24 protein-coding genes are annotated in these 26,131 nt (G+C 37.9%); 23 read left to right on the top strand and 1 reads right to left on the bottom strand.

What is annotated here, in order from left to right; all coding sequences use genetic code 11:
- Nucleotides 1–74 precede the first annotated feature (74 nt).
- The 18 genes from ACIFOT_RS10995 to ACIFOT_RS11080 all read left to right on the top strand — a co-directional run bounded on the left by ACIFOT_RS10995 (nt 75) and on the right by ACIFOT_RS11080 (nt 18,601).
- Entirely contained in the window at nt 75–1,850 is a 1,776-nt protein-coding gene (locus tag ACIFOT_RS10995; protein WP_430064522.1) for a LytS/YhcK type 5TM receptor domain-containing protein, read from the top strand.
- Nucleotides 1,828–2,574 carry a LytR/AlgR family response regulator transcription factor gene (locus ACIFOT_RS11000; protein ID WP_430064523.1) on the top strand — a complete coding sequence of 249 codons (747 nt, stop codon included), beginning with the start codon at nt 1,828–1,830 and terminating at the stop codon, nt 2,572–2,574. The genes ACIFOT_RS10995 and ACIFOT_RS11000 overlap by 23 nt, the downstream gene beginning before the upstream one ends.
- Nucleotides 2,575–2,713: 139 nt before the next feature.
- Nucleotides 2,714–4,507 (top strand): carbon starvation protein CstA, encoded by a 1,794-nt coding sequence (gene cstA / locus ACIFOT_RS11005; protein WP_430064524.1) that lies wholly within the window; start codon nt 2,714–2,716, stop codon nt 4,505–4,507.
- Nucleotides 4,508–4,811: 304 nt separating this feature from the next.
- Nucleotides 4,812–6,227 (top strand): amino acid permease, encoded by a 1,416-nt coding sequence (locus ACIFOT_RS11010; RefSeq protein ID WP_430064525.1) that lies wholly within the window; start codon nt 4,812–4,814, stop codon nt 6,225–6,227.
- Nucleotides 6,228–6,403: 176 nt separating this feature from the next.
- The gene (locus tag ACIFOT_RS11015; RefSeq protein ID WP_430064526.1) at nt 6,404–7,645 is read left to right on the top strand and encodes an ATP-binding protein; all 1,242 of its coding nucleotides are present in this window, start codon (nt 6,404–6,406) and stop codon (nt 7,643–7,645) included.
- Nucleotides 7,646–7,863: 218 nt separating this feature from the next.
- A complete protein-coding gene (locus ACIFOT_RS11020; RefSeq protein ID WP_430064527.1) occupies nt 7,864–9,024 on the top strand; it encodes an HD-GYP domain-containing protein in 1,161 nt (386 codons plus the stop codon).
- Between the two features lie 142 nt (nt 9,025–9,166).
- A complete protein-coding gene (locus tag ACIFOT_RS11025) occupies nt 9,167–10,348 on the top strand; it encodes a hypothetical protein (protein WP_430064528.1) in 1,182 nt (393 codons plus the stop codon).
- 149 nt (nt 10,349–10,497) lie between these two features.
- On the top strand, nt 10,498–11,586 hold the full coding sequence (locus ACIFOT_RS11030) for a hypothetical protein (protein WP_430064529.1): 1,089 nt from the start codon (nt 10,498–10,500) through the stop codon (nt 11,584–11,586).
- Entirely contained in the window at nt 11,573–13,753 is a 2,181-nt protein-coding gene (locus tag ACIFOT_RS11035) for a molybdopterin oxidoreductase family protein (RefSeq protein WP_430064530.1), read from the top strand. The genes ACIFOT_RS11030 and ACIFOT_RS11035 overlap by 14 nt, the downstream gene beginning before the upstream one ends.
- A complete protein-coding gene (locus ACIFOT_RS11040; RefSeq protein WP_430064531.1) occupies nt 13,754–14,314 on the top strand; it encodes a 4Fe-4S dicluster domain-containing protein in 561 nt (186 codons plus the stop codon).
- A gap of 12 nt (nt 14,315–14,326) precedes the next feature.
- Nucleotides 14,327–14,851 carry a Rieske 2Fe-2S domain-containing protein gene (locus ACIFOT_RS11045; RefSeq protein ID WP_430064532.1) on the top strand — a complete coding sequence of 175 codons (525 nt, stop codon included), beginning with the start codon at nt 14,327–14,329 and terminating at the stop codon, nt 14,849–14,851.
- A complete protein-coding gene (locus ACIFOT_RS11050; protein WP_430064533.1) occupies nt 14,841–15,032 on the top strand; it encodes a hypothetical protein in 192 nt (63 codons plus the stop codon). The genes ACIFOT_RS11045 and ACIFOT_RS11050 overlap by 11 nt, the downstream gene beginning before the upstream one ends.
- Complete coding sequence (locus ACIFOT_RS11055) at nt 15,025–15,336, top strand: hypothetical protein (protein ID WP_430064534.1); 312 nt, start codon at nt 15,025–15,027, stop codon at nt 15,334–15,336. The genes ACIFOT_RS11050 and ACIFOT_RS11055 overlap by 8 nt, the downstream gene beginning before the upstream one ends.
- Nucleotides 15,323–15,637 carry a hypothetical protein gene (locus ACIFOT_RS11060; RefSeq protein WP_430064535.1) on the top strand — a complete coding sequence of 105 codons (315 nt, stop codon included), beginning with the start codon at nt 15,323–15,325 and terminating at the stop codon, nt 15,635–15,637. The genes ACIFOT_RS11055 and ACIFOT_RS11060 overlap by 14 nt, the downstream gene beginning before the upstream one ends.
- Before the next feature lie 129 nt (nt 15,638–15,766).
- Nucleotides 15,767–16,420 carry a sensor histidine kinase gene (locus ACIFOT_RS11065; protein WP_430064536.1) on the top strand — a complete coding sequence of 218 codons (654 nt, stop codon included), beginning with the start codon at nt 15,767–15,769 and terminating at the stop codon, nt 16,418–16,420.
- A 24-nt stretch (nt 16,421–16,444) separates the two neighbouring features.
- On the top strand, nt 16,445–17,098 hold the full coding sequence (locus ACIFOT_RS11070) for a response regulator (protein WP_430064537.1): 654 nt from the start codon (nt 16,445–16,447) through the stop codon (nt 17,096–17,098).
- 15 nt (nt 17,099–17,113) lie between these two features.
- Nucleotides 17,114–17,566, top strand: coding sequence for a GAF domain-containing protein (locus ACIFOT_RS11075; protein ID WP_430064538.1), 453 nt, complete (start codon nt 17,114–17,116; stop codon nt 17,564–17,566).
- A 15-nt stretch (nt 17,567–17,581) separates the two neighbouring features.
- Entirely contained in the window at nt 17,582–18,601 is a 1,020-nt protein-coding gene (locus tag ACIFOT_RS11080) for a PAS domain-containing sensor histidine kinase (protein WP_430064539.1), read from the top strand.
- 32 nt (nt 18,602–18,633) lie between these two features.
- Here ACIFOT_RS11080 and ACIFOT_RS11085 read toward each other — a convergent pair whose 3' ends face one another.
- Entirely contained in the window at nt 18,634–20,289 is a 1,656-nt protein-coding gene (locus ACIFOT_RS11085; RefSeq protein ID WP_430064540.1) for a glutamine--tRNA ligase/YqeY domain fusion protein, read from the bottom strand.
- 186 nt (nt 20,290–20,475) lie between these two features.
- Between ACIFOT_RS11085 and ACIFOT_RS11090 the strand changes: the two genes are divergently transcribed.
- From ACIFOT_RS11090 to ACIFOT_RS11110, 5 genes are all read left to right on the top strand, one after another.
- A complete protein-coding gene (locus ACIFOT_RS11090; protein ID WP_430064541.1) occupies nt 20,476–21,462 on the top strand; it encodes a Gfo/Idh/MocA family protein in 987 nt (328 codons plus the stop codon).
- A 161-nt stretch (nt 21,463–21,623) separates the two neighbouring features.
- On the top strand, nt 21,624–22,640 hold the full coding sequence (locus ACIFOT_RS11095) for a 4Fe-4S binding protein (protein WP_430064542.1): 1,017 nt from the start codon (nt 21,624–21,626) through the stop codon (nt 22,638–22,640).
- Between the two features lie 300 nt (nt 22,641–22,940).
- Entirely contained in the window at nt 22,941–23,543 is a 603-nt protein-coding gene (locus ACIFOT_RS11100; RefSeq protein WP_430064543.1) for a TetR/AcrR family transcriptional regulator, read from the top strand.
- A gap of 288 nt (nt 23,544–23,831) precedes the next feature.
- Nucleotides 23,832–25,199, top strand: coding sequence for an alkaline phosphatase (locus ACIFOT_RS11105; RefSeq protein WP_430064544.1), 1,368 nt, complete (start codon nt 23,832–23,834; stop codon nt 25,197–25,199).
- A gap of 118 nt (nt 25,200–25,317) precedes the next feature.
- The gene (locus ACIFOT_RS11110; RefSeq protein WP_430064545.1) at nt 25,318–26,016 is read left to right on the top strand and encodes a DUF4352 domain-containing protein; all 699 of its coding nucleotides are present in this window, start codon (nt 25,318–25,320) and stop codon (nt 26,014–26,016) included.
- Nucleotides 26,017–26,131 lie beyond the last annotated feature (115 nt).

The raw sequence follows: 26,131 nt of genomic DNA on the forward strand, positions 1-26,131 counted from the left end.
TCGTTTGACCGGTTGGTTTATTTTTTTGATATAGTTGTAATATCAAAAAACGATCTTATAAAAAGGTGATTACTATGATTGAATTATTGCCGCTTATGTTAGAGCGTGTTGGAATCCTAATCATTGTTGCATTCCTTCTCTCGAGAATGAAATCTTTTCGTGAGATTATCCATAATGAGCATGGCATTCGTGCAAAGGTAGTCATGATTGCCATTTTTGGTGTATTTGGAATTATTAGTAATTATACAGGAGTGAAAATTGGACACGGTATCATTACCTCCCAGGAATGGCTGTCAGATATGGATAGTGAAAGTGCCATTGCCAATACCAGAATAATGGGTGTAACAATGGGGGGATTGCTGGGAGGTCCAATCGTAGGCGTTGGTGTAGGATTGATCGCCGGTTTGCACAGATTGACATTGGGTGGTTTCACAGGGGTTGCTTGTGCTTTGTCCACCATTTTGGCCGGAATAGTTACTGGTAATTTAAGCAAACGCTTTAAAATTCAAGATGGAAATTCACTTTGGAAAGCAGTCATCATGGGAGTTTTAATGGAATGCGTCCAGATGGGAATTATTCTTCTATTAGCAAAGCCATTTGATGAGGCGCTTCATCTAGTGGAATTAATTGCTTTCCCAATGATTGCAATTAACGGTTTTGGCACATTATTATTCCTGCTCATTATACAGGAAATTCTTCAAGAGCAGGAGCGGACGCGCGCACTTCAAACACATAAAGCTTTATATATTGCGAATCAAACCCTTCCGTTCTTTCGTCAAGGCTTGAATGTTGATTCGTGCAAGAAAGCAGCTGAAATTATTCTGAAATGGACACATGCGGATACGATTTCGATAACTGACCAAACACAAGTATTAGCTCATGTCGGGGCTGCTTCCGATCATCATGTCCCGCTAGGTAATATGTCAACAGAATTAACGAAAACAGTATTGGACGAGGGTAGGATTATTATTGCTAAATCCTCAGAAGAAATTAAGTGTTTTGACTCAAACTGCCCTTTAAAGGCTGCCATCGTCTTGCCATTAAAGGTCCACGAAAAAACTGTTGGTACGTTAAAACTTTATTTTACTGATGTCAATAAGCTTGATCTTGTTGAACAAGAACTTGCGGGTGGATTAGGTCAATTGTTTTCAGGGCAACTAGAAATGGCAGAGCTTGAAATGCAAAGAAGGTTATTAAAGGATGCTGAGATAAAGGCTTTACAAGCTCAAGTTCACCCCCACTTTTTGTTTAATGCTATAAATACGATTTCCAGTCTGATTCGTACGGATACAGATAAAGCACGGAGCCTTTTGATTAAATTAAGTACATTTTTTCGCAGCAATCTTCAGGGATCGAGGCAAATGTTAATACCGCTTGAAAAAGAGCTTGAGCATGTTGATGCTTATTTAACGATTGAACAGGCTCGTTTTCCCGACCGTTATAAAGTCGAAATAGAAATTGACCCATCCTTAGAAAAGGTGCTGATTCCTCCTTTTACCTTACAGCCGCTTGTCGAAAACGCAATTCGTTATGCATTTCCTAAGGCGCAAAATGGTACAGTAAAGGTCCGATGCTATAGAGACGGTGATAAAATCGTCCTGCTAACCGAGGACGACGGTAAAGGAATCTCACAAGAATTACTTGGTTCACTAGGAAATCAAACGGTGGATTCAGTTGGTGGAACCGGTACTGCTCTATGGAATATCAAAAAACGGATTGAAGAAATTTACGGACAAACCGCCACATTTCAAATTAAAAGCTGGCCAAATAAAGGAACCAAGGTTTTCATTACATTACCTGTAAATCAACAAAAATGGGGTGAGGTTGTTGCTAAAGGCATTTATCGTTGATGATGAACCACTTGCAAGGGATGAGCTGATCTATCTTTTAAAAAGGAGTAAACTGGTTGAAATAGCCGGTGAGGCAGATACTGTTGAGGCGGCTTTAGAAAAAATAGGGGACCTCGAGATTGATGTTATATTTTTAGATATCCAGCTTGCAGATGAAAGCGGGTTGGAAATTGCGGCACAGATTAATGAATTGGAATATCCCCCATTAATAGTATTTGCAACAGCTTTTGATGAGTATGCTTTAAAGGCTTTTGAATTAAATGCTGCTGATTATATTCTTAAACCATTTGATGAGAAGAGGGTCCAGCAGACGATTGAAAAACTTTGTAGGATAGTTGGAAATAAGGGGCCAAACATATCTCTTTCATCGAGAAAAACTTCGCATGCTCATGATAGAACAGATAAGTTGGCTGTTACAGTTGATGAAAAAATTGTCTTGATAAATCTTAATGAAATTCATTATATTGGTTCAATCGAGGGAAAAACTGTCATAGCAGCAGATAAACAAAAGTACCTTGTAAATGATCCGCTTGTCATGTTTGAAAGGAAGCTGCACCATTCGTCCATCCTTCGAGTTCACAGGGCTTTTCTAGTAAATATTGATGCGATTAACGAGATTGAACCATGGTTTAATTCTACCTATAATTTAATCATGAAGGATGGAGAAAAGATTCCGGTAAGCAGAACCTATACAAAAGAGCTAAAACAGCTGCTCAGTTTTTAAGCAGCTGTTTTTGTATTTCATACTATTATTCTTGTTATTCATCCGAAAATTCCTGCATTTCAGCCTGAAAACCTAATGGTAACGTTTTCTTTCGATATGATAGACATAAGAAAAAAGGAATCAGGGGGGTTGAAACAAAATGAATGCGGTTTCAATTGTAATAGGTTCAATTTGTATTTTGATGATTGCTTATCGCTTATATGGAACATTCATAGCTGCAAAGGTGTTAAAATTAGATGATTCAAAACCGACACCTGCGCATGAATTAAATGATGGAAAGGATTATGTGCCAACTAATAAGTGGGTAACCTTTGGTCATCATTTTGCTGCAATTGCAGCGGCAGGGCCGCTTGTAGGTCCTATCCTTGCAGCACAATTTGGTTATTTGCCAGGATTATTATGGCTCTTGATTGGGGCGGTAATAGGCGGAGCGGTTCATGATGCAGTAGTTCTCTTTGCATCTATGCGAAAAAAAGGAAAATCCTTATCTGAGGTTGCAAAAGAGGAACTTGGACCGGTTGCAGGTTTTTGCACAGGGCTAGCGATGCTATTCATTATTACGATAACGATGGCAGGTCTTTCCATGGTTGTCCTTCATGCTCTCGAAAACAATCCATGGGGAACTTTTTCAGTCGGAATCACGATTCCAATCGCAATGTTTGTAGGAATTGCTTATAAAAAAACAGGCAACTTGAAATTAACCTCAACAATTGGCTTTATACTTGTTATGGTTGGAGTTTTTGTTGGTCCTTCTATCCAAGAAACGGTCTTAGGTGATTGGCTGACACTAGACACAAGAACATTAGCTATTATTCTTCCAATCTATGCATTTTTTGCAGCAGCCTTACCAGTTTGGCTTTTGCTAGCACCACGCGATTATTTAAGCAGCTTTATGAAAATTGGGGTATTTATTGCATTAATTATAGGTGTATTTATTATTAATCCTAGTATTGAGATGCCGGCTTTTACAAAATTCACTCAAGGCGGCGGGCCGGTGTTAGGTGGACCTGTATGGCCGTTTATCTCCATAACTATTGCTTGCGGAGCAATTTCCGGCTTCCATGCATTTGTTGGCTCAGGTACAACACCAAAAATGCTTGATCGTTGGTCAGATATTAAAGTTGTTGGTTTTGGAGCAATGTTAGTTGAATGTGTTGTTGGAATCATGGCGTTAATTGCTGCAACTGCTCTTCAGCCTGCAGATTACTTTGCTATTAACTCAACACCTGAAGTATTCAAGACTCTAGGCATGAATGTGGTGGAGTTACCGAAACTTGCGAACGAAATAGGGATAAATCTAGAAGGCAGAACCGGCGGCGCAGTTACATTAGCTGTCGGGATGACCTACATCTTTACTGGTATTCCATGGTTTGCAAAGCTATCATCTTATTTCTTCCAATTTGTTATTATGTTTGAAGCTGTGTTTATCCTCACGGCGATTGACTCCGGAACGCGTGTAGCGCGTTATTTAATACAAGACTTTTTCGGTGAATTTTATAAACCATTGAAAAAAACCGATTGGCTTCCAGGGTCAATCCTTGCAAGTGCTTTAGCCTGCTTTATGTGGGGATATTTACTATTCTCGGGCGACATTGGTTCAGTTTGGGCTCTGTTTGGAGTTTCAAACCAGTTAATGGCTTCAATTGGTCTAATTGTCGGGGCCACTGTTATTCTCAAAATTGCAGATAAACGACGCTATATGCTCACTTGCCTTGTTCCGCTTTCGTATTTGTTCGTGACGGTAAACTATGCAGGATACTGGATGGTGAAAAACGTTTATCTCAATACCGCTGCAACTGGCTATAGTGTTCTTAATGGAATTTTATCAATCATCATGTTAATACTTGGAATGGTTATTATGGTGAGTGCAATAAAGAAATGGATTAGTATGTGGAATTCACCGCGAGTACAGCTGGAATCAAAAGTTGCATAATAAAAACTAATAAATGATGACATCAGTTTCTAGTGATGTCATCTTTTTTTATTAAAAACAGAATTATAAAATAATTTTACTTTTTGAATATAGTGTATATTGTCATTTGTTTATTTTATTTGGATATATGTATTTGTTGAAGGATGTGGTAGTTCCAGGGTTTATCCATTGGAAGTAATTCCAAATAATTTTATTTTTCAAAAAACATTGCTTTTTTTAGAAAAAGATTATATTATTTGTATATAATTTTTTTACAAGTTATTTTGTCAGAACATTTCGACAACATAACAAGGAGGTTTTCAAAATGAATTTATTTAGAAAGAAATCGATACAGGCACTGATCCAAGAAGTAGGCAAAAAGGATGTAACCTTAAAGAAGGATTTAGGAGCCTTTGATTTATCAATGCTAGGAATTGGAGCAATTATTGGAACTGGAATCTTTGTTCTTACAGGAGTTGCTGCTGCAGAGCATGCTGGTCCCGCTCTTATTCTATCATTTATTTTATCCGGATTAGCTTGTGTGTTTGCAGCACTTTGTTATGCAGAGTTTGCTTCCACCGTACCGGTATCAGGCAGTGCCTATACTTACAGCTATGCAACGTTTGGTGAATTGATCGCTTGGATTTTAGGCTGGGATTTAATCCTGGAATACGGACTTGCGTCATCAGCAGTTGCCAGCGGATGGTCGGGATATTTTCAAGGATTACTTGCAGGGTTTGGCATTCATTTTCCAAAAGCATTAACAAGTGCATATGATCCTGCGAATGGGACGTACATTGATGTTCCAGCCATTCTTATCGTTTTAGTGATTACATTATTGTTAACGCAAGGCGTTAAAAAATCAGCTCGTTTTAATACAATTATGGTTATTATCAAGTTAGCAGTTGTTCTACTATTTATTGGTGTTGGAGTATGGTATGTAAAGCCAGGTAACTGGACTCCATTTATGCCATTTGGTTTCTCAGGAGTTACAGCCGGTGCTGCTACCGTGTTCTTTGCTTATATAGGTTTTGATGCAGTATCTACCGCTGCTGAGGAAGTAAAAAATCCACAGCGCAATATGCCAATCGGTATTATCGCTTCTCTTGCTGTTTGTACGGTTTTATATATTGTTGTTTCTGCCATTCTGACAGGAATCGTTCCTTACACTGAGCTTGGCGTGAAAAACCCTGTTGCTTTTGCTCTTAGCTATATCCATCAGGATTGGGTAGCTGGATTTATTTCACTAGGTGCTATTGCTGGTATTACCACAGTATTACTTGTAATGCTATATGGACAAACTCGTTTATTCTATGCAATCAGCCGTGATGGTCTATTACCAAAGGTATTTTCAAAGGTTGATAAGAAGAAGCAGACACCAATGTTCAACTCATGGATTACATGTTTGCTAGTTTCCATTTTTGCTGGATTAGTACCATTAAATAAACTAGCCCATTTAGTAAACATGGGTACATTATTCGCCTTTATGACAGTTGCTGTCGGTATCTTGTATCTTCGTAAAAACAAAATGGCTCCAAAAACTGGTTTCCGTGTTCCGTTTGTACCTTATATTCCGATTCTCGCTTTTGTTTTCTGCGGATATTTAACTCTTCAGCTACCAGCAGAATCATGGATCAGCTTCGGTATTTGGTTAGTAATTGGATTAGGTGTTTACTTTGGATATGGTCGAAAGCATTCTACATTGAATACTCAAGTGGATCAATTGAAAAAAGTAAGTTAATAAAATTCGCAAAGGGCTTGCATCTCGCAAGTCCTTTTTTACATATTGGCGAAAAATGTCGAAAACAATCATTAATACACAATAATTGTCTGTTCTTATTAGAGAAAAATGATAAAATAGTAGCATGATTTATTTACTTATTTTGTTCAAAGAAATTAAACGAGGGAGCAGCAATCATGAACGAAGGCATCAGGAGTCCCAAATTATTATTTGAAGAAAAAAAGGCGATAAAATTATTTTTATGGTTATTTTACTTCTTTTTTGTAACGTTTGATATTTTTTGGTATTTTGTTTTGCCGAAATATACATCATATGGCAAAAACGATTTTCCTGAAAGTGGACTCGGATATTGGCTGTATTTTTGGGTTTTTAGCTTACTTCCCATATCTATTTCTTTTATTAAGAAAGGTAACCCCTATCTTGTAAAATACATATTCCTATTAGGCTACTTACTAATAGATATTATAGATAATCTGTTGATTTATTTCGGTACTTCAATTCCATTTGCTTCAGGAAATATTGTAGAACTATTATTTTTATTTTTCTCACCAATTTTTGTTAATAAAAAATACTTCTGGACCGTTTCGATAGGTATTGTCGGAAAATATCTTTTATTAGGTATAGTTTTACAAGATGCCAATGTATTACCGCCAATAATAATAACAATCATTTTATCCGCAATCGCATTTATACTGTTAATTCGATTTTATTCTTATATTAGTTCTTTAACTTCAGTTCATGAAGAACTTCGCCAAAAAGAGAAGTTAGCTGTTATTGGACGAATGGCTGCTGCAATTGGTCATGAAATTCGGAATCCATTGTCTTCTCTAAAAGGGTTTACGCAATTACAGCAGGAACGAAATCCAAGTACAAATGAGTTTTATCCGATTATGATTCAGGAAATTGACCGGATTAATTTAATAGTTAATGATTTGATGTATCTTGGAAAACCACGAGTTACAGAATTTGAAAAAGCGAGTATTGAAAAGGTTATTGCCTATACACTTTCGATTACACAACAACAGGCAGAAAGACAAGGGGTAACAATTGAAAAGATGATGCCAGTAGCCATTCCGCCTATCGAGTGTGATGAGAAGCAGTTAAAGCAAGTTTTTATCAATTTGATAAAAAATGCAATCGAATCCATGTCTGAAGGCGGAACGATAAAAATAATTACCGATTTATTACAGGGGCAAAAATTGCACATCATAATTCAAGATGAGGGCATTGGAATTGATGATGAGAACATTCTAAATTTAGGAGAACCTTTTTTCACTACTAAAAAGGATGGAACTGGTTTAGGATTGATGGTTTCAAATCAAATTATAAGAGATCATAATGGTGAAATTAATATTGAAAGTAATCTGGGCAAGGGAACGAAGATCACTGTAAAATTACCTATATCCCAAAAAAGTTAAAAAAAATAGTTCTATAAATATACAAAAATCTTAAATTTCAAGTATTACTTAGGTATTACGAATGATATATAATGTAGAAGAATACGGGAAATTAATAGATTTTGTAAAAAATACTTGATTCTAATAATAAAATTGTCGAAATTGTGCTAATATTACACCAATAAGACTTTAAACTAAATTGATATAGGGTAGATGTGTTAGATAGCCTGGAGGATTATATGATTTCACATGAAGAAAAGCGCACCGTAAAATGGATACTTTTATTTTTCTATATTATCTTAATGGGTTATGATTTGTTTTTTTACTATCTTTTACCTGTGTTTATATCTCATAAAAAGAGTGGTTTACCTAGTAACTTTTGGATTATTAACTATCTAGTATTAGCTCTCTTAATTCCTGTCATGATGTATTTAAGTAAGGTGAAAAAGGAATCTTGGATCAAATATGTATTTTTTATCAGCTATCTAGTAACAGCTTTTTCAGTTGATGTAATATCCTATTATCATAAAGGCGAGGAATATACCAGCGGGAATGTGGTAGAAGTGTTTTTAATTTTTACGCTGCCTTTATTCTTGAATACGAGATTCTTTTGGATCGTAAGTGCAGGAGTAGTAATTAAATACATTCTAACGAGCATTGTTTTACAAAATTCCTTTCTTATCCTGCCAATCATATTATTTGTTATCCTATCGATTATGTCTTTCTTCTTACTTGTAAGATTTCAAGGCTATGTCCGTGCAATCAGCACTTCATATGATAATCAGTTACAGGGAATTGTTAAAGGCGTTATTGCAACACTTGAGTTAAAGGATCCATATACAAGGGGACATAGCGAACGGGTGGCCAGCTATGCATTAATGTTAGCTCAAGAAATAGGCAGGCTTTCAAAAGAGGACCAAAAATCATTTTATTATTCCTGCTTATTACACGATATTGGAAAGGTTCATATCCCTGATTCCATCTTAATGAAACCTGGAAAGCTAACAAAAGAAGAATTTGAGATTATTAAATCACATCCTGGTGTTGGTGCAGAAGCAGTCAAGAATGTTGAGGGGATAAGAAATAGTATTTCTGTTATTCGTTCCCATCATGAACGCTGGGATGGAAAAGGGTATCCTGATCAGTTAATAGGTGAGGAAATTCCTTTACTTGCTAGAATTGCTTCTGTTGCTGATGCTTTTGATGCAATGACATCATCAAGATCTTATCGAGCAGCGATGCCAGTTGAAGAGGCATATCAACGTATCATTGAAGGTAAGGGTTCCCAGTTTGATCCAATATTAGTGGAAGAATTTAAGCAGGTATTCCCTGCTTGGGTCAAATTTCATGAAAAATATCCATGGACAGAAAAGTGGGAAATGCTTAAGGAGGTGGAATAATGAAAATCCGAAAGCTAAAGAAAGTGAAAACAACTTGTTGGTGGTGTCCATTTGTTGGAATTAAGCCTTAAATTTGTGTTGGATGCTAGTTTAAAGCCTGGCATCCTTCTTTTTTTTAAAATTCAAGTTAAAGGGTGCTAATATGAGCCTTACACTCGAGTCATTTCTTTCATTAGTCCCACTAGAAATCCGCAAGGATAAAAAACATTATATTGTTGAAGATAAAATTTCTGGTGAGTTCTATGAAATGCCGGAAGTCTGTATTGATGCAATTAATTTGATTAATCAAGGTGAACAGCTCAGTGCAATTGAAGGTCTCTTAAAAGATAAATATCCTTCTGAAGAGATTGACCTCATGGATTTTGCTAAGCAGCTTTTGGAATTAGAATTGATCAATGAAATTGATGGCATAAAGGTTGAAGTAATTGAAAAGAACAAGGAAAGCCTTGGCTTTTTGTGGATATCTCCACTACTAGGAAAATTCTTTTTTAATAAAATATCTCTTCTAATTTATAGTGCACTTTTCGTCTCAAATATTTATTTATTCATTTCCCATCCGAATTTATTTCCAGATTATAAGGATCTTTTTATTTTTGATTACATGATGTTTAATATTCCAGCTTGGATGATCATAACATTTATTCTTGTGTTAACCCATGAATTTGGCCATGTATTAGCAATGAGGGCACAAAATCTCCCAACTAAATTAGAAGTAGGTCACCGGTTATTTCTTGTTGTCCTTGAGACTGATATGTCTGGAGTATGGAAGTTGTCTTCAAAGGAACGCAATGTTTTATATGTAGCAGGGCTTTGTTTTGACACGGTTGTTCTTTCGCTTGCTTTAATTTGCCAATTGAATTTTGCAAGTGGATCAGGGATTTTCCTAAGCATCATGAATGTAGTCGTTTTGGATACATTTATTCGCATGGTGTACCAATGCTGCGTATACATGAAAACAGATTTATATTATGTTTTTGAAAATGTATCTGGCTGCTATAACTTGATGGAAAATGCACAAAGGAACATTAGAAAATGGCTCCCATTTCAAAAATCTTATTTAAGAGATGATGTTATTTTTGAAAGTGAAAGGAAAACTGTTTACACGTATTCCATTATCTATTTTATTGGTGTAATCCTAACAGTGTCCTTATATTTTACTTTTTATATCCCGCAATTAATATTTGCCTTGAAAAAAGTTCTTCCAGGATTCTTGGCAGGAGCGACCTCGTTTCCTTTTTGGGATGCAGTCATATTCACAATGCAAATCATAATTGGTTTGTTATTACTTTTATATTCCTGGCGAAAAAAATACCAACATAATTAGTTTGTGACAGAACTTTGTCAAAAACGAAATTTCTAGGGGTTTTTTCCCCCCATGATGGGGGAGTTCCCCTATATAGATAACACTGCCGTTTTTCTTACAATTAGCTTAAGAAAACGGAAGTGTTATTTTTTTTGAGGAGGATCAAGAAAATGCAGTCAACTATTTCAGCTACAACGACTAAAAAGCCGGCAAGAAGTGTAAATGATGCATTTGCATCTCATTTTGCCAAATCCATGTTTTTAACTGTCGCAGGAATTGCCATTTTAGTGTTTATCGGAACAAGAATGTTTACACATATAGACTTAAACCTTTACGGATACATGGTCGGAACGATGGTATTCCTTGGAGGTTTTTTCTACCGCTTTATCGCTTGGGGCGAAAGACCTCCAACCAAAATTATCATCAAAAAAGGCTTAAAGCTTTTATTTAGAAAAAGCACCCCAAAAACAGCTGTAAATCATTTAGCTATTTACGATTTCATTCGCAACCGCGGTCTTTACCGTTGGATTCAGCATATTTTAATCGGCTGGGGCTGTGTGCTTGCTTGTTTAGTCACTTTCCCGCTGGTATTTAGCTGGATGTATTTTACGATGGAAGAAAACGGCTACTACACAATCGTCCTTTTTGGAATGAATGTTATGAAGGTGCCAGCAGAAGGAATTATCGCCTTCTTCTCCTACAATGCATTAAACATTGCAGCCATTATGGTTACTGCCGGGGTCTGCATGGCGCTTCGCCGTCGCTTGAAAAATATGCAGGCAAGAGCGGAACAAAAATTTATGTACGACTTTTTACCACTTTATCTATTGTTATTTATTTCAATTACTGGGCTTTTATTAACAGTTCAAAACGTATTTCTACATGGCTGGATGCAGCCGCAAATGTCGCTGATCCACCAATATTCCGTGATCGTAACTTTGATATATCTGCCATTCGGAAAGCTTGCACATATTCCTTTCCGTCCAATGAGTGTCTTTGCAAGAAACTACCGAGAACATTATGGTGAACAAGAAATGAAAACATGTAAAGTGTGCGGCGATCATTTTGTATCAGTTGAACAATCAAACGATGTGATTCAAGTATTGGGAGTCAATGATATCGAGTTTAATATGAAAGACGGCTTTAATCTTGCTGAATTGTGCCTGCCATGCCGCAGAAAATACCGCATTGCAAGATTCTCAGGCTTCGCAACGCATCAAGTTAAGGTCAAGGAGGCAAATCAAAATGCAAGAGGTTAAGATTAGAGATAAATTTTTTAAAGAAGTCGAAAATGTTCGTCATCCAAATGAAACTCTTATCAAAACACACTGTGCTTATTGCGGCATGCAATGTGGGATGAATTTACGGGTTAATACAAAAACAAACAAAATAATTGGGGTTGAACCTCGTTACGACTGGCCGGTAACAGTCGGAAAAATGTGTCCAAAAGGGGTTACCGCTTATCAGCAGACGAATCACCCAGATCGTATCCTAAAACCATTAATCCGTGATGATGCTTCCCTAAAAGGAACACAGAAAGGCTTCCGTGAAGCAACTTGGGAAGAAGCATATGATCTAATTGCGAAAAAGTTTTCTGAGTTACAAGCCAAGTACGGTAAAGATACATTATCAGTATTCAGTGGTGTATCGATGACAAATGAAAAATGTTATTTAACAGGGAAATTTGCACGTGTAGCCCTACAAACACGCTACATCGATTATAACGGCCGTTTCTGTATGTCGAGTGCGGCAGGCGGATTCCTCCGCTCTTTCGGTGTAGACCGAGGATCAACCTTGCCTTGGACAGATATCCATGAAACAGATTGCTTATTCATCGCAGGAAGCAACACAGCCGAATGTCACCCAACCTCCATGTTCCGTGTTTGGCATGTTCAAGAAAGAGGGGGCTACTTAATCGTTGCAGACCCGCGTGAAACACCAATTGCCAGGAGAGCAGATGTTCATTTGGATTTAAGACCGGGTACAGACCTTGCACTTGCAAATGGAATCTTAAATCTTCTCATTCAAAACGGCTATGCCGATGAAGAATTTATTAAAAACCATACAAACGGATTTGAAGAAACAAAGGAATTAGTTAAAGAATTTACACCTGAATACACAAGCCAAATCACTGGCGTTGCACCAGAAAAAATCATTCGTGCTGCTGAGATTTACGGAAAAGCACCAAATGCCGTTGTCATGTTTGCACGGGGTATTGAACAGCAGCATAAAGGTGTCGACAACGTTTCAGGTTACACGAATATGGCGCTGGTAACCGGCAAAATTGGGCGCCCTAAATCTGGTGTCGCAACCTTCACGGGTCAAGGTAATGGTCAAGGCGGACGCGAACATGGCCAGAAATCAGATTTACTTCCTGGCTATCGCAAAATCACTAATCCAAAACATGTGGAAGAGGTATGTAAGGTTTGGGGCATTACTCCAGAAGAAATGCCGCAGCCAGGTGTTTCAGCTTATGAAATGTTTGAATTGATGGAAGAAAAGACAATTCGCGGTTTATATTTGCTTTGTTCCAACCCAGCTGTTTCTGCGCCAAATCAAAACTTTGTCCGTAAAGCCTTAAAAGGATTAGATTTTATGGTTTGTGCCGATTTCTATCTTTCAGAATCAGCTGAGTCTGCAGATGTGATTCTTCCTACTGTTACATGGTCTGAAGATGAGGGTACAGTTACAAATCTTGAAGGACGGATTATTAAAATCAATAAAGCACAAGAGCCCCTTGGCGAGTCAAAACCAGATTGGCAAATTCAAGCTGAGCTAGCTGAAAAGCTTGGAAGAGGAAAGTATTTCTCTCATTTAAAAACAGCAAAAGACGTTGCAGACGAATTCCGTCTCGCATCAAAAGGCGGTTATGCAGACTACTACGGAGCAACATGGGATAAAATCGACAAGCAGGATGGCGTATTCTGGCCATGTAAAGATGAAAATGATCCAGGTACACCGCATATGTTCTTAGATAAAAAATTCTATCATCCAGATGGAAAGGCAAAAATCTGTGCTTTACCATATCGCCCGCCAGCTGAAGAACCGGATGCCGAATATCCGTTACGTTTAACAACTGGGCGCGTCGTTTTCCACTATTTATCAGGAAATCAAACAAGAAGAATCCAATTTTTACGAGATATGTGCCCAGAGCCATATGTAGAGGTACATCCGGAAACAGCAGCAAAATACAACATTGAACATGAAGAATTTGTTCGTTTATATACTCGCAGAGGCGAAGCAGAATATAAAGTGAAAATCACCGAAGCCATTCGTAAGGATACCGTATTTGTTCCGTACCATTTTGGCCACGAAAAATCTATTAATCTCTTAACCATTGCCGCACTTGATCCAATGTCACGGATGCCTGAGTTCAAGGCATGTGCAGCACAGATTGAAAAACTAGAAATGAAGAAGGTGCAGTAAATGAAGAAGAGGCTTTATTTAGAACTGGAAAACTGTATAGGCTGCCGCTCTTGTCTGGCAGCCTGCACACAGTGCGGAGGACATGAGCAGCGCAACCGTAACTATGTTTACGACGTTAACCCGCTTGTTAACCGTCAAACGATGCCTCTTATGTGCCTTCACTGTGTAAATCCGGCATGTGCAAGAAGCTGCCCGGCTCAGGCGATTCAAATTCATGAAACAGGGGCCGTTTTATCAGCTCTTGTAGAAAAGTGCATCGGCTGTCAAAACTGTACGATTGCCTGCCCTTATGGAATACCGAAGTTTGATACTGAGCAAAATTTAATGTATAAGTGCGACCTCTGTATAGATCGTTCTAAAGATGGCATCCCGCCGATGTGTGCGAGCGTTTGTCCGTCCAATACATTGCAATGGTTGACAGATGAGGAAATTGAAGCAAAGCAAAAACAATTTAACCTTGATAATGGTAAATGGGTAACAAGCATGCCTTATTTAGAAGGCGAAACAAATGTAAAAGTGAATCTCCCTGGAATCCTGCAGGGTGTCACAAAGTTGTTTTAGGAGGGATTAGACATGACAGATAAAAATAATAAAATCCCGTTTGATGAAGATAATTACACACATAATATAAACCGTAATAATGAACGAAAGCTCGACCGACGCGGATTTATGAAGACCCTTGTAGGGGCTGCCGGGGTATTCGCCGTTTCATCCCTTCCATGGGGAGCGTTGGCGGCGAAGGAACTTGCAGGTTTAGGAGACAAAAAATATCCTAAGCAGAAGATTACTGAGGTTAAATCCATCGCGATTGGAGATGCCGTAGACTTTGCTTTTCCTGGTGAGCACGATAGCGCCATCTTAATAAGACTTTCAGAAAAGAAATATGTTGCATATCAAAATGCCTGCACTCATCTTCGTTGTCCTGTTTTTTGGAAAAAAGACGAGGGAGAAATGCTTTGTCCTTGCCATCACGGAAAATTTGATGTAGAAACGGGTGCACCAATTGCCGGACCACCAAGACGTCCGCTTCCAGAAATCCATGTAAAAGTTGAAAACGGCGCTGTTTATGCCGTGGGGGTGAAGCGTTATGAAGCGTAGTTACGTACCGGTTATTCTGCTTCTGGCCGTCCTAATGTTAAACGTTATTTTTACGCAATACATGGTACATCAATATTTTTATGAACATTATACAAACACGATTATTGCAGCAGTTATCAATGTGATTTTATTCCCGGTAGCCTTCCTCATCTATAAAAAAGGTGTGAATGTCAATGACTAGCGAAACCTATATCGATTTTTGTTTTATGCGAGCGGAAAAAGGCGGGTTTGCTGCAGAAATTGAGAATCTTTTAAAAAACACGTTTGCTAAAAAACGCTTAAATTGGTTTTTAGAAGAAAAAACAATTGATGGTGCTGAAATGGTCGTTGCCGAAATAAAAGGAATGAGTGATTGGGGTTCAGAGGATGAAACGATTCAATTCCTAGAGGCACATGCCGAAGATAAATTTTGGGAGTATCTGCAAGGCTACAAAATGTTCATCTATCCTGTAAAGAGAGGATGCAGTAGCTGTGGAACTCATTAAATTAGAAGATGTGGAACGGTTTGTCGGTGTGCCGGTTGAAATTGCAATCCAGGATGAAGTGGGCGGAGAAAGGGCACCATCCGTTAAGAAAACAGTGAAAAAGGTTCAATATTGTCCGGATCGAACCCATATCCGTTTTTATTTTGATGACTTTTATTTTCTAGCAGCGCCGCTGTCAAGCCAGGTAAGTCAATTGGAAAATGAATGGGCTGCCTACGACTCGGAAAGCGGTTTAACATATAAAGTAAAAAAGGTTCAGGTCTTAAAGGAAAAGGGGCGGAGCGTCGCAAATATATATTGATTTAACCAGGTATAGGTTATAAACATATTTGGCCCTATTGGATTAGTTCAGTTTAGCTCTGCTCACACCGCCTTTTTTTCTATATATTAGGATGGTTTCTAGCGGGAGGCGTTAGAGGAGGGGTGATGAATGGAATTAATAAATCCAAAACAGCAAATTAGCTCATACATTATTGATTCACAAGAAGAAGAAATAAAAAGGATTGCTCTTGAACTTCATGAGGGGGTCGGACAAAACCTGTATAGCATATTAACAGGCATGCAGTTTGTTGAAACAAATATAAAAGAGCCGCATATGAAAAATCACCTGCGTGAAATGTCCTTGTTGATCGAAAAGACAATTCAAGAAATTAGGCTGCTTTCGGTTGAATTACATCCGCCTGCCCTAACAACCATTGGTTTACTTCCAGCCGTGAAAAACTATATTAAGTTATATACCTCCACCTTTGGCATTCTAGTTGATTTAGAATCATATGGTGATGAAAGGTCGATTCCAGAAAGAAACAGGATCGCTGTATTTCGGGTATGCCAAGAAGCACTTGTGAATATTGCAAAATTTGCAGATACCTCAGAGGTAAAAATGAATTTTTATTGGAATGAGGATGAGTTAAAGATTAACATTCATGATTTCGGTAAAGGATTTCAACCAGTAGAACCGAAAGATCATACCTCTTCATCAGGTCTTGCGGCGATGAAGGAAAGGATGCATCTGACTGGCGGGGAGTGTACGATTTCCTCTAAAATAGGGGAGGGTACATCTATACAAATTTCTCTTCCGTTTTAAATAGTCTCTAAAGGGGAGTTTATTTTGATAAAAATTCTGTTGGTCGATGATCATGCTGTTGTGAGAAGCGGTTTAAAAATGCTATTGAATACCAATCCCGAAATAGAGGTAGTCGGTGAGGCATCCGAAGGAAATGAAGGAATCAAAAAAGCACAAAAACTTAAGCCCAATGTAGTAGTGATGGATTTAAGCATGCCCCATGGTAAGGATGGACTGACAGCTACAACCGAGTTAAAAAAACTCATGCCAGAAGTAAATATATTGATTTTGACGATGCATGATGATGAAGAATACCTGTTTCGTGCCATTCAAGGCGGAGCATCCGGGTGTATTTTAAAAAGCGCTCCCCATGATGAATTAATGTCAGCAATTGAATCAGTTGCTAAAGGAGATGCCTATCTTCATCCTTCGGCTCAAAAGAGATTAATGGAAGAATACTTAGCTGGTGTAAAACAAGATGGCAATGACACATACAATCTCTTATCTGACCGTGAAAAAGAAGTATTAACCTTAATAGCTAAAGGATATTCGAACAAGGAAATAGCCGAGCAGCTTATCATTAGTGTGAAGACGGTCGAAACCCATAAAGGAAATCTAATGGAAAAATTGCAAATGAAAACCCGGCCTGAGTTGGTTGAATATGCCGTTAAAAAGGGGTTATTAGGTTATGGTATTTAAGGAGAATTATAAGGGATGACAGAGTTAAAGGAACACCCAGCAGTAATTGAGGTTTGCAACCAACTAAAAACTTTAGTCAGCTGTGATTTTGTGGGGCTTGCCCTCCAAAATGTATCCGGCCCTGATGTCAGATGGCATTATGCAGCCGGCAATTTAAATGATAAATATAAAAGAATAACGGTCCGATTCGGGAAAGGTGTTGCCGGAAAAATCATTTCAAGTGGAAGTCCTATGATGCTGGCAAATTTCCCTAATGAAATCATTGGAAAAGTGACTGATTATCCTATTATGCTGGCTGAAAATCTCATTTCCTCCTATGCCGTTCCTTTATTTTTTAATGGTGTTCCCAAAGGCGTATTGCTTGTTGGGAAAAGGGAAGCGTATACGTTTACCGAAAACGAGCAGCAGTTGGCAGATGAATCTGCTCATACCCTGGAACACCTATTAAAAGCTCATATTATTCTTTGATGCAGGGGGTTGGAAATGGAAAGGGAATTTCAGCTGACGAAAAATGAACTGATGGACTATAAATTTGCCCTGGATGCATCTTCGATTGTAGCGATTACGGATTCGCGGGGCATTATTACATATGTAAATGATCAATTTTGTTATATTTCTAAATACAATCGGGAAGAATTGCTGGGGCAAGATCATCGGATTATAAATTCGGGTTATCATTCCAAAGCCTTTTTTAAAGAAATGTGGAGAACAATTGGTAATGGAAAGGTATGGAAGGGCGAGATTCGTAATAAAGCGAAGGATGGAACATTCTATTGGATGGATACCACAATTGTCCCTTTTTTAAACGAAAAGAACAAGCCTTATCAATACTTATCGATTCGCTATGAAATTACCGAGAGAAAACGTGTAGAGCAGGAATTACAAAAAATGATGACGACGATCATCGATGTTCAAGAAGAAGAGAGAAAGCGATTATCGCGAAATTTACATGATGGAATCGGACAAAATCTATACAGTCATTTAATCACGATTAATCGTTTGCTTTCTGAAATGGATCATCCTTTGCTTGAGCAAATGCAAACAGAAGCGACCCAATTAATTGAAGAAATTCGCGAAATTTCATGGGAACTTCGCCCCTCTGTTTTAGATGACCTTGGGTTAGTACCAGCCATTCGTTCTTTTTTATCACGATATTCAGATCATTATAATATTGATGTATTTTTTGAATGCGTATTACATCGACGGCTTGCCATTAGCATTGAGTTGACGATTTATCGGATTATTCAAGAGGCGTTAACAAATGTCCGAAAATATGCGGATGTTGATAAAGCTAAAGTCACCGTTAGAGAAATGGACGATATTGTCAGGGTGATGATTGAAGATACGGGGAAAGGCTTTAACTTAAAAAAGAAGTCGCCAGGTGTCGGCCTATTCAGCATGGATGAACGAGCACGGTCCGTTGGGGGTGAACTTACCATCAATACTACACCAGGGGCAGGAACAAAGATTATCTTAGAGGTCCCTGTTTCAACTACAGAATAAGAAAAGAGGGTGTATTTGCACCCTCTTTTTTCTTATATTTTAAATGAACTTTTCAAGGAAACAATCCGGTTAAAGACTAGTTTATCGACTGTGGTGTGTTTTGGATCGACATTAAAGTAGCCGTGTCTAAAGAATTGGAACTTATCGTACGGTCTGCTTTCCTTCATATTTGGCTCAACAAAGCCTTGGAGTACCTCAAGTGAATTGGAATTGACTTGGTCAAGGAATGTTTTTCCATCTTGGCCTTCATTTTCAGTTTCATCCATAATAAGTGGTTCGTATAAGCGAAACTCAGCATGTACGGCATGAGTTGCTTCCACCCAGTGGATCGTACCCTTTACTTTCCTTCCTGTAAAGCCTGTGCCGCTTTTCGTCTCCGGATCATAGGTACAGCGAAGCTCGATAACTTTACCGCTTGCATCCTTAATGACTTCCTCACATTTAATGAAATACGCATTTTTGAGGCGAACTTCGTTACCTGGGAACAGCCGGAAATATTTCTTTGGTGGATCTTCCATAAAATCGTCTCGCTCGATGTAAATTTCACGTGAAAATGGGATTTTTCTCATACCCATTTCTGGAACCTCAGGATTGATTTCTGCATCAAGTAATTCAATTTGTCCTTCAGGATAATTTGTAATGACTACCTTTAATGGATCAATGATACCCATTGTCCGAGGCGCTTTTAATTTCAAATCCTCCCGGACAAAATGCTCGAGCATTTGAACATCAACCATAGAGTTGTTCTTTGAAATGGCAGTTTCACGAACAAATTCACGAATGGATTCGGGAGTGAAGCCTTTTCTTCTCATTCCAGAAATAGTCGGCATGCGGGGATCATCCCAGCCATCTACAAACCCTTCATCGACAAGCTGCTTGAGCTTACGCTTACTCATAACAGTATTAGTAATATTTAAGCGGCCAAATTCGATTTGCTGAGGCGTGTTCTCCATTTCACATTGTTCGACAACCCAATTATAAAGCGGACGCTGATCTTCGAATTCAATTGTACAGATGGAGTGAGTGACTCCTTCAATTGCATCCTCAAGCGGATGGGCAAATGCATACATCGGATATATGCACCATTTATCGCCTGTGTTATGGTGTGTTGCATGTGCAATACGGTAAATGACAGGGTCGCGCAGATTAATATTTGGAGAAGACATATCAATCTTGGCTCGCAGTACTTTTTGACCGTTCTCAAATTCACCATTTCGCATTCGATCAAATAAATCAAGGTTTTCTTCAATTGAACGATCGCGATGAGGGCTGTTCTTTCCAGGCTCTGTTAGTGTACCGCGGTACTCGCGAATTTCGTCAGCGGAAAGATCATCCACATAGGCTAAGCCTTTCTTGATGAGAAGAACCGCTCGCTTGTACATTTCCTCGAAATAATCAGAGGCAAATAATAAGTCATCCCAATCGAAGCCCAGCCATTTGACATCCTCTTTAATGGAATTGACGAATTCGATATCTTCCTTTAATGGATTCGTGTCATCAAATCGTAAATTGGTTTTGCCGTTAAATTCATCGGCTAACCCAAAATTGATGAAGATCGATTTCGCATGCCCAATATGTAAATATCCATTTGGCTCCGGCGGGAAACGAGTCACGATTTTGTTGTGTTTACCTGATTCCAAATCTTTTATCATAATATCTTTTATAAAATTTGATGTTTGATTGTCCACCCATTTCAACCTCTTTCATCTTATCTATTAATTATAAATACCATAAATATTGATAATTTTCCATTGTTCCCATCAATTCATGAACAAAACATTCTGATTTGGAAATTTTTTAGTTCAAAATGGAAAGCAGGAGAAAAAAAGGCTAAAATGGTGTTTTAAAAGTAAACAACAGAAAGGGGTACAAAGATGATCCATTTTGGAACAGTCGGAACCGGCTGGATTACAGAATCCTTCATTCAGGCAGCGAAGCTAAGCGGTCAAATGCAGTTAGCAGGAGTCTTTTCCAGGACAGCAGAAAAAGCGAAACAACTTGCTGATACATATCATGCACCAAAATATTATACAGATTTAGAAGAAATGGCGAAAAGCGAGGAGATAGAGGCTGTTTATATTGCTTCACCAAATTCTGTTCATTTCGAACAGACACTTGTTTTTTTGAAAAATAAAAAGCATGTCATTTGTGAAAAGCCAATTTTTTCAAATTCGGCCGAGATAGAAGAAGCATACCGAATTGCAGAGGAGAATGGTGTGTATTTATTTGAGGCAATTCGCAACATGCATACGCCGAATTTTCAAATACTAAAAGATAAGCTTCATCTAGCCGGGCCATTAAGAAGCACCATACTGCCCTATATCCAATACTCTTCCCGGTATGATTTGTTTCTCCAAGGAGAGGAACCCAATATATTTTCTGCAAAATTCTCTGGCGGTGCCCTCGTTGATTTAGGGGTCTATCCACTTTATTTAGCAGTGGGGCTTTTTGGGGAACCGGAATCTGTCGCGTATCACCCATTCATATTGAGGAGCGGTGTAGATGGAAGCGGTACGCTTCTCTTAAAGTACGATGATTTTGTTTGTACGATTATGTGTTCAAAAATTTCCGATTCCGTTCTTCCTTGTGAAATTCATGGAGAAAAAGGAACCTTTATACTCGAAGACGCGGCCCCTATTTCAGAAATTAAATTCATTGATAGTCACTCAAAAGAAAGTCAGATCCTGAGTGTCGACCAAGAGGAACAAAATATGGTTTATGAATGTATAAATATCGCTAAGATAATTAGAACAAATAATGTAACAGAATATGAGAAGTTTAAAAAATGGAGTAAGATTGTTCTTCGCATAACGGAAGAGGCCCGAAAACAAAATAATATTATTTTTGGTTCAGAAAAATAAAAAGAGCCAGAGGATATCTCATCCTCTGGCTCTTAAGATTTTTGACAAAATTTAGATGGCAATGTGACATCTTTATGAAATGAATCTTAGCGATGATTAATATCACATACCCTGTTTTTCTAGTTACTTATAGTAAAAGTATTAGGAATGGAGGAATGGGGATGAAATCAAGAGCGTGGTACAGGAAACAGCTGAAGCGTAAGCCAGTTCAGATTACTAGATATACCGTTCAGGCTGTGTTTCTTTTGTTTTTGCTATATGCAGGTCTTACGTTCTATCAATTTTATATGCACTTTGAGACGCTTGGAAAGACCCCTTTTGTAGAACGGCCACCGGCAGTTGAGGGATTTCTTCCGATCAGTGCGCTGGTTGCCTTAAAGGTATGGATGGTGAACGGGGAGTTTGATCAAATTCATCCTGCCGGTCTCGTTTTATTTGCTTTCTTTGTTGGAGCAGGAATTATTTTTCGAAAATCCTTTTGCAGTTGGATTTGCCCAGTGGGAACGGTCAGTGAATGGATAGCCTGGCTTGTTAAAAAGATTTTTAAGAGAAATTTTGAAATTCCGACGTGGCTCGTTTGGCTGTTAACTCCTCTAAAGTATTTATTACTCTTATTCTTTATCAATATGATTATTTCAATGCCAATCTACAGCGCCAAGTCATTTTTAAATGATCCCTATAATAAAATTTCCGATGTGAAAATGCTTTTGTTTTTCTTGAATATCAGCGGTTTCGCTTTAAAATTTATTATTGTTATCTTCATCTTATCCATGTTCTTCAAAAACTTTTGGTGCCGATTCCTTTGTCCGTATGGTGCGATGATTGGACTTGGCAGCATCCTTAGAATCACTAAAATCCGTAGAAATGAAGATACATGTATAAACTGCGAAATGTGTACAAAGGTTTGCCCTCAGCGATTAAAGGTTCATAAGGTAAAAACAGTCAATTCACTTAATTGTACAGCCTGCATGTCCTGTGTGGAGGCCTGTCCGATTAAAGATACATTGTATATGACGGTAGTAAACAAAAAAGTAAACAAATGGTTTGTGCCGGTTGGTTTCCTAGCCCTCTTTGTCTTGATTGTCGGAATTGCCAAAATTACAGGGCACTGGGAAACCATCATATCCTATAATGAATGGAAACAATTAATCCCTGATGCCAATTATGTTGGTCATTAGGGGTTAGACAGCCCAATATGAAGGCTGCTCTTACTTTTTAAAAGGATGTGTTAAAGGCTAGTGCTAATTTTTAACACTGTTGATTGGAGCGGAAGGCGCGAAGACTCCTGCGGGAGACCCCGCAGGCGCCAAAGCGCCGAGGAGGCTCCCTGGCACGCCCCCGGAAAGCGAAGCGCCTGGAGCGCATATCAACAACCAAGTTTAACAGCGCTATTAAAAAAAGAATCTTGTGAAACAAATTAATATCTTTTAATATTTAAATAATACGTTTTCGTACGAATGAGATTGGAATGATGAACAATGCTATTTGTTGAGGAAATGCCAAAAGAAGCAAAAGATAAAATCCTTTATGCAGGACTATCATTATTTACCACCACCGGTTTTAAAAATACCTCTGTCCTAGATATAGTCGAGATGGCAAGGGTATCAAAAACAACCTTTTATCAACACTTCACCAGTAAAGAGAATTTGATGGCCGGTCTTTTTGAGGTACTGTTCTCAGAAATTATAAGTGAGGTTAAACAAGCGAGTGAACAAGAAAATCGGTACGCTTATAAAGCCTATTTTGGAATTCGGCGTTATATCGAAATTTGCTTTTCAGATGTTAAAGTTGCAGGCTTAATGCTCGTGGAATCTGTCGGAGTATCCCAAGATGTTGAAAAAGTAAGGAGCGATGCGCACCGGCGTTTTGCCCAGCTTATTTTTAAGACAGTTCAAGGACTGCTGCCCTCAACTGTTTCAGAAATCGAAATGCAAGTCGTTTCCCAAGCGATGGTTGGAGCTATTAATGAAGTGGTTGTCCAGAACTACAATGTAGATGGGGGAACGCGCATAAGCTATGATGACCTCGCCCGCCTCCTAAATCGGATAGTAATTAGTGCATTCGTTAATCTCGCCAATTAACGGATGCTTTTTTTTCAAAAAAGTTCAAAGTGAAGAACGGTTAAATCACATATGAAAACACAAGCAATATGTATTATTGCTTAAGGGAACTGAAAAAGGTTCCTTTTTTTGTTAGTCGCAGTGTTAATCTCGCCATATTTATTAAGACTTGTAACATACTATAAACAAAATCTTTACATTGTTTTCATAGTGGATTAACAATCTTATTTTATAGTTTAACAGTAACCAAAAATTAAAATTTGATGAGAAATTCATTAGGTTTTAATTAAAACGGGGGAGGAAATTATTTTGTTTAAAAACAAACTTAAAAAGAAAATCTTACCAATAGCGGTTTTATCTTCAGTAGCATTCGGAGCCTTGTTCAGTACGGCTAATAACGATGTTAAAGCTAATGAGGCGGTACAAAACAATGCAGAAATTAAGAATGTTATTTTCCTAATTGGAGACGGAATGGGAGTTTCCTATACTTCTGCATATCGTTACTTAAAGGACAACCCATCAACAAAAGAGGTAGAACAAACAGAATTTGATAAATATCTAGTTGGTCAACAAAAAACATATCCGGAAGATCCTCATCAAAATGTTACGGACTCAGCGGCTGCAGCTACTGCCATGTCTGCTGGTGTAAAAACATACAATGCAGCTATTGGTGTAGATAATGACGGTTCTTCTGTAAAAACTGTTCTTGAGGCAGCAAAAGAAAAGGGTAAATCAACTGGATTGGTTGCTACTTCAGAAATTACACATGCAACACCTGCTTCTTACGGTGCACATGACGTTAGCCGTAAAAACATGAACGCTATTGCTGATGACTATTATGATGAAATGATTAATGGTGAGCATAAAATCGATGTCATGCTTGGAGGCGGTTTAACAAACTTTGTCCGTCAAGACCGTAATTTAACAGAAGAGTTTAAAAAAGATGGATACGCCTATGTTACTAACAAAGACGAAATGATGAAAAATGACAACTCTAAAATGTTAGGATTGTTTGCTCCAGGCGGAATGCCAAAAATGCTTGACCGTGAATCATCTATGCCTTCTTTGAAAGACATGACTGATACAGCATTAAATAAATTGAGCAAAAATAAAAATGGTTTCTTCTTAATGGTAGAAGGAAGTCAAATTGACTGGGCAGGACATGATAATGATATTGTAGCAGCTATGAGTGAAATGGAAGACTTTGAGAAAGCATTTAAAGCTGCGGTTGAATTTGCTAAGAAAGACAAGCATACTCTAGTTATTGCAACTGCAGACCATTCAACTGGCGGATACTCTATTGGTGCTAGAGGGGATTATAACTGGTTTGGAGCTCCTATTTCAAAAGCAAAACGAACACCTGACTTTATGGCAGAACAAATTGCAAAAGGTGCCGATGTAGAAACAACTCTTAAAAACTACATTGATTTGCAATTAACACCGCAAGAAATCGGTTCTGTTAAAAAAGCTGCTGAATCGAAGAATGTTACAACGATTGATAATGCAATCGAAACTATTTTTGACCTTCGTTCTGTAACTGGTTGGACAACTGGCGGTCATACTGGTGAAGATGTTAACGTATATGCTTACGGTCCAGGAAGTAACCTGTTTGCTGGAAATATTGAAAATACTGACCAAGCAAAACATATCTTTGACATTCTAAAAAATGGTAAGTAATCTTTGTAAATAAAAATATTAATATCCCCGTTGGGTGTTTGTGCTCAACGGGAACTTTTTTTAAGACATGTTGATTAAAAAAATTTAACCTACTATCCAAAATAGGAAGGGGATTTTTGTGAAATTATTGACTCCTATCATACTAGGATTATCCGTCGTATTGTCTGGCTGCAATGCCGTTCAAAATATAGAACCTACAGCGAAAGCAACAGAAAAACAGGAACATGTGTCTGAAAAAAAGAATGATGATACAAATCAAGAAAAAAACAGAGCTAAATCTTTATCTGATGTCTATGTCCCAAACCCACAAGTGTCTGATGATACGAAACTTCTTAATGTTGGTCAAACAATAGAAGATAGTAAAGGTAAAGTGACCTTAAAAGGGTTTGCCTCTTTAAATAAGATCTATACAGTAGGACCAGTTGAAATGAAAATCAAGAATGTTAAGCTCATTCACAATATGCCGACATATTCTTTAATGGATTATTTTCATTATTATACAGAACACTATGAAGAATTTGATTTTATTAAAGTAGAAGTGGAATTAGTCAATAAATCTGATCAAACAGTTCAATTCGGGCCTATTGCTCATCTTAATACAAGCAATGGTGAGACAAGAAACTTCGAAGATGACTTTTATATAGAGTATTTGGGCGGGGAAATTGAGCCAAATGGTTCAAAACAGGGAGCACTTGGTTTCATTGTTGAAAAATCAAGTCCAGATGTAAAATGGGTAGAAATTCAAACTAGCGATGTTTTGGATAAAAATCGTAAAGAAATTGGCAAGTCGCAAAAAATAAAAATTGATTTCAAATGATATATTGTTTAATGACCTATTCAAATGTGAGTAGGTCATTTTTATATTATTGACTACAATTACAGCCAAATACTACGTTTTCCGTCTTTTGTCGAGGGATTTTGAGAAAAGGATG

This window comes from Neobacillus sp. NRS-1170, assembly GCF_050468025.1.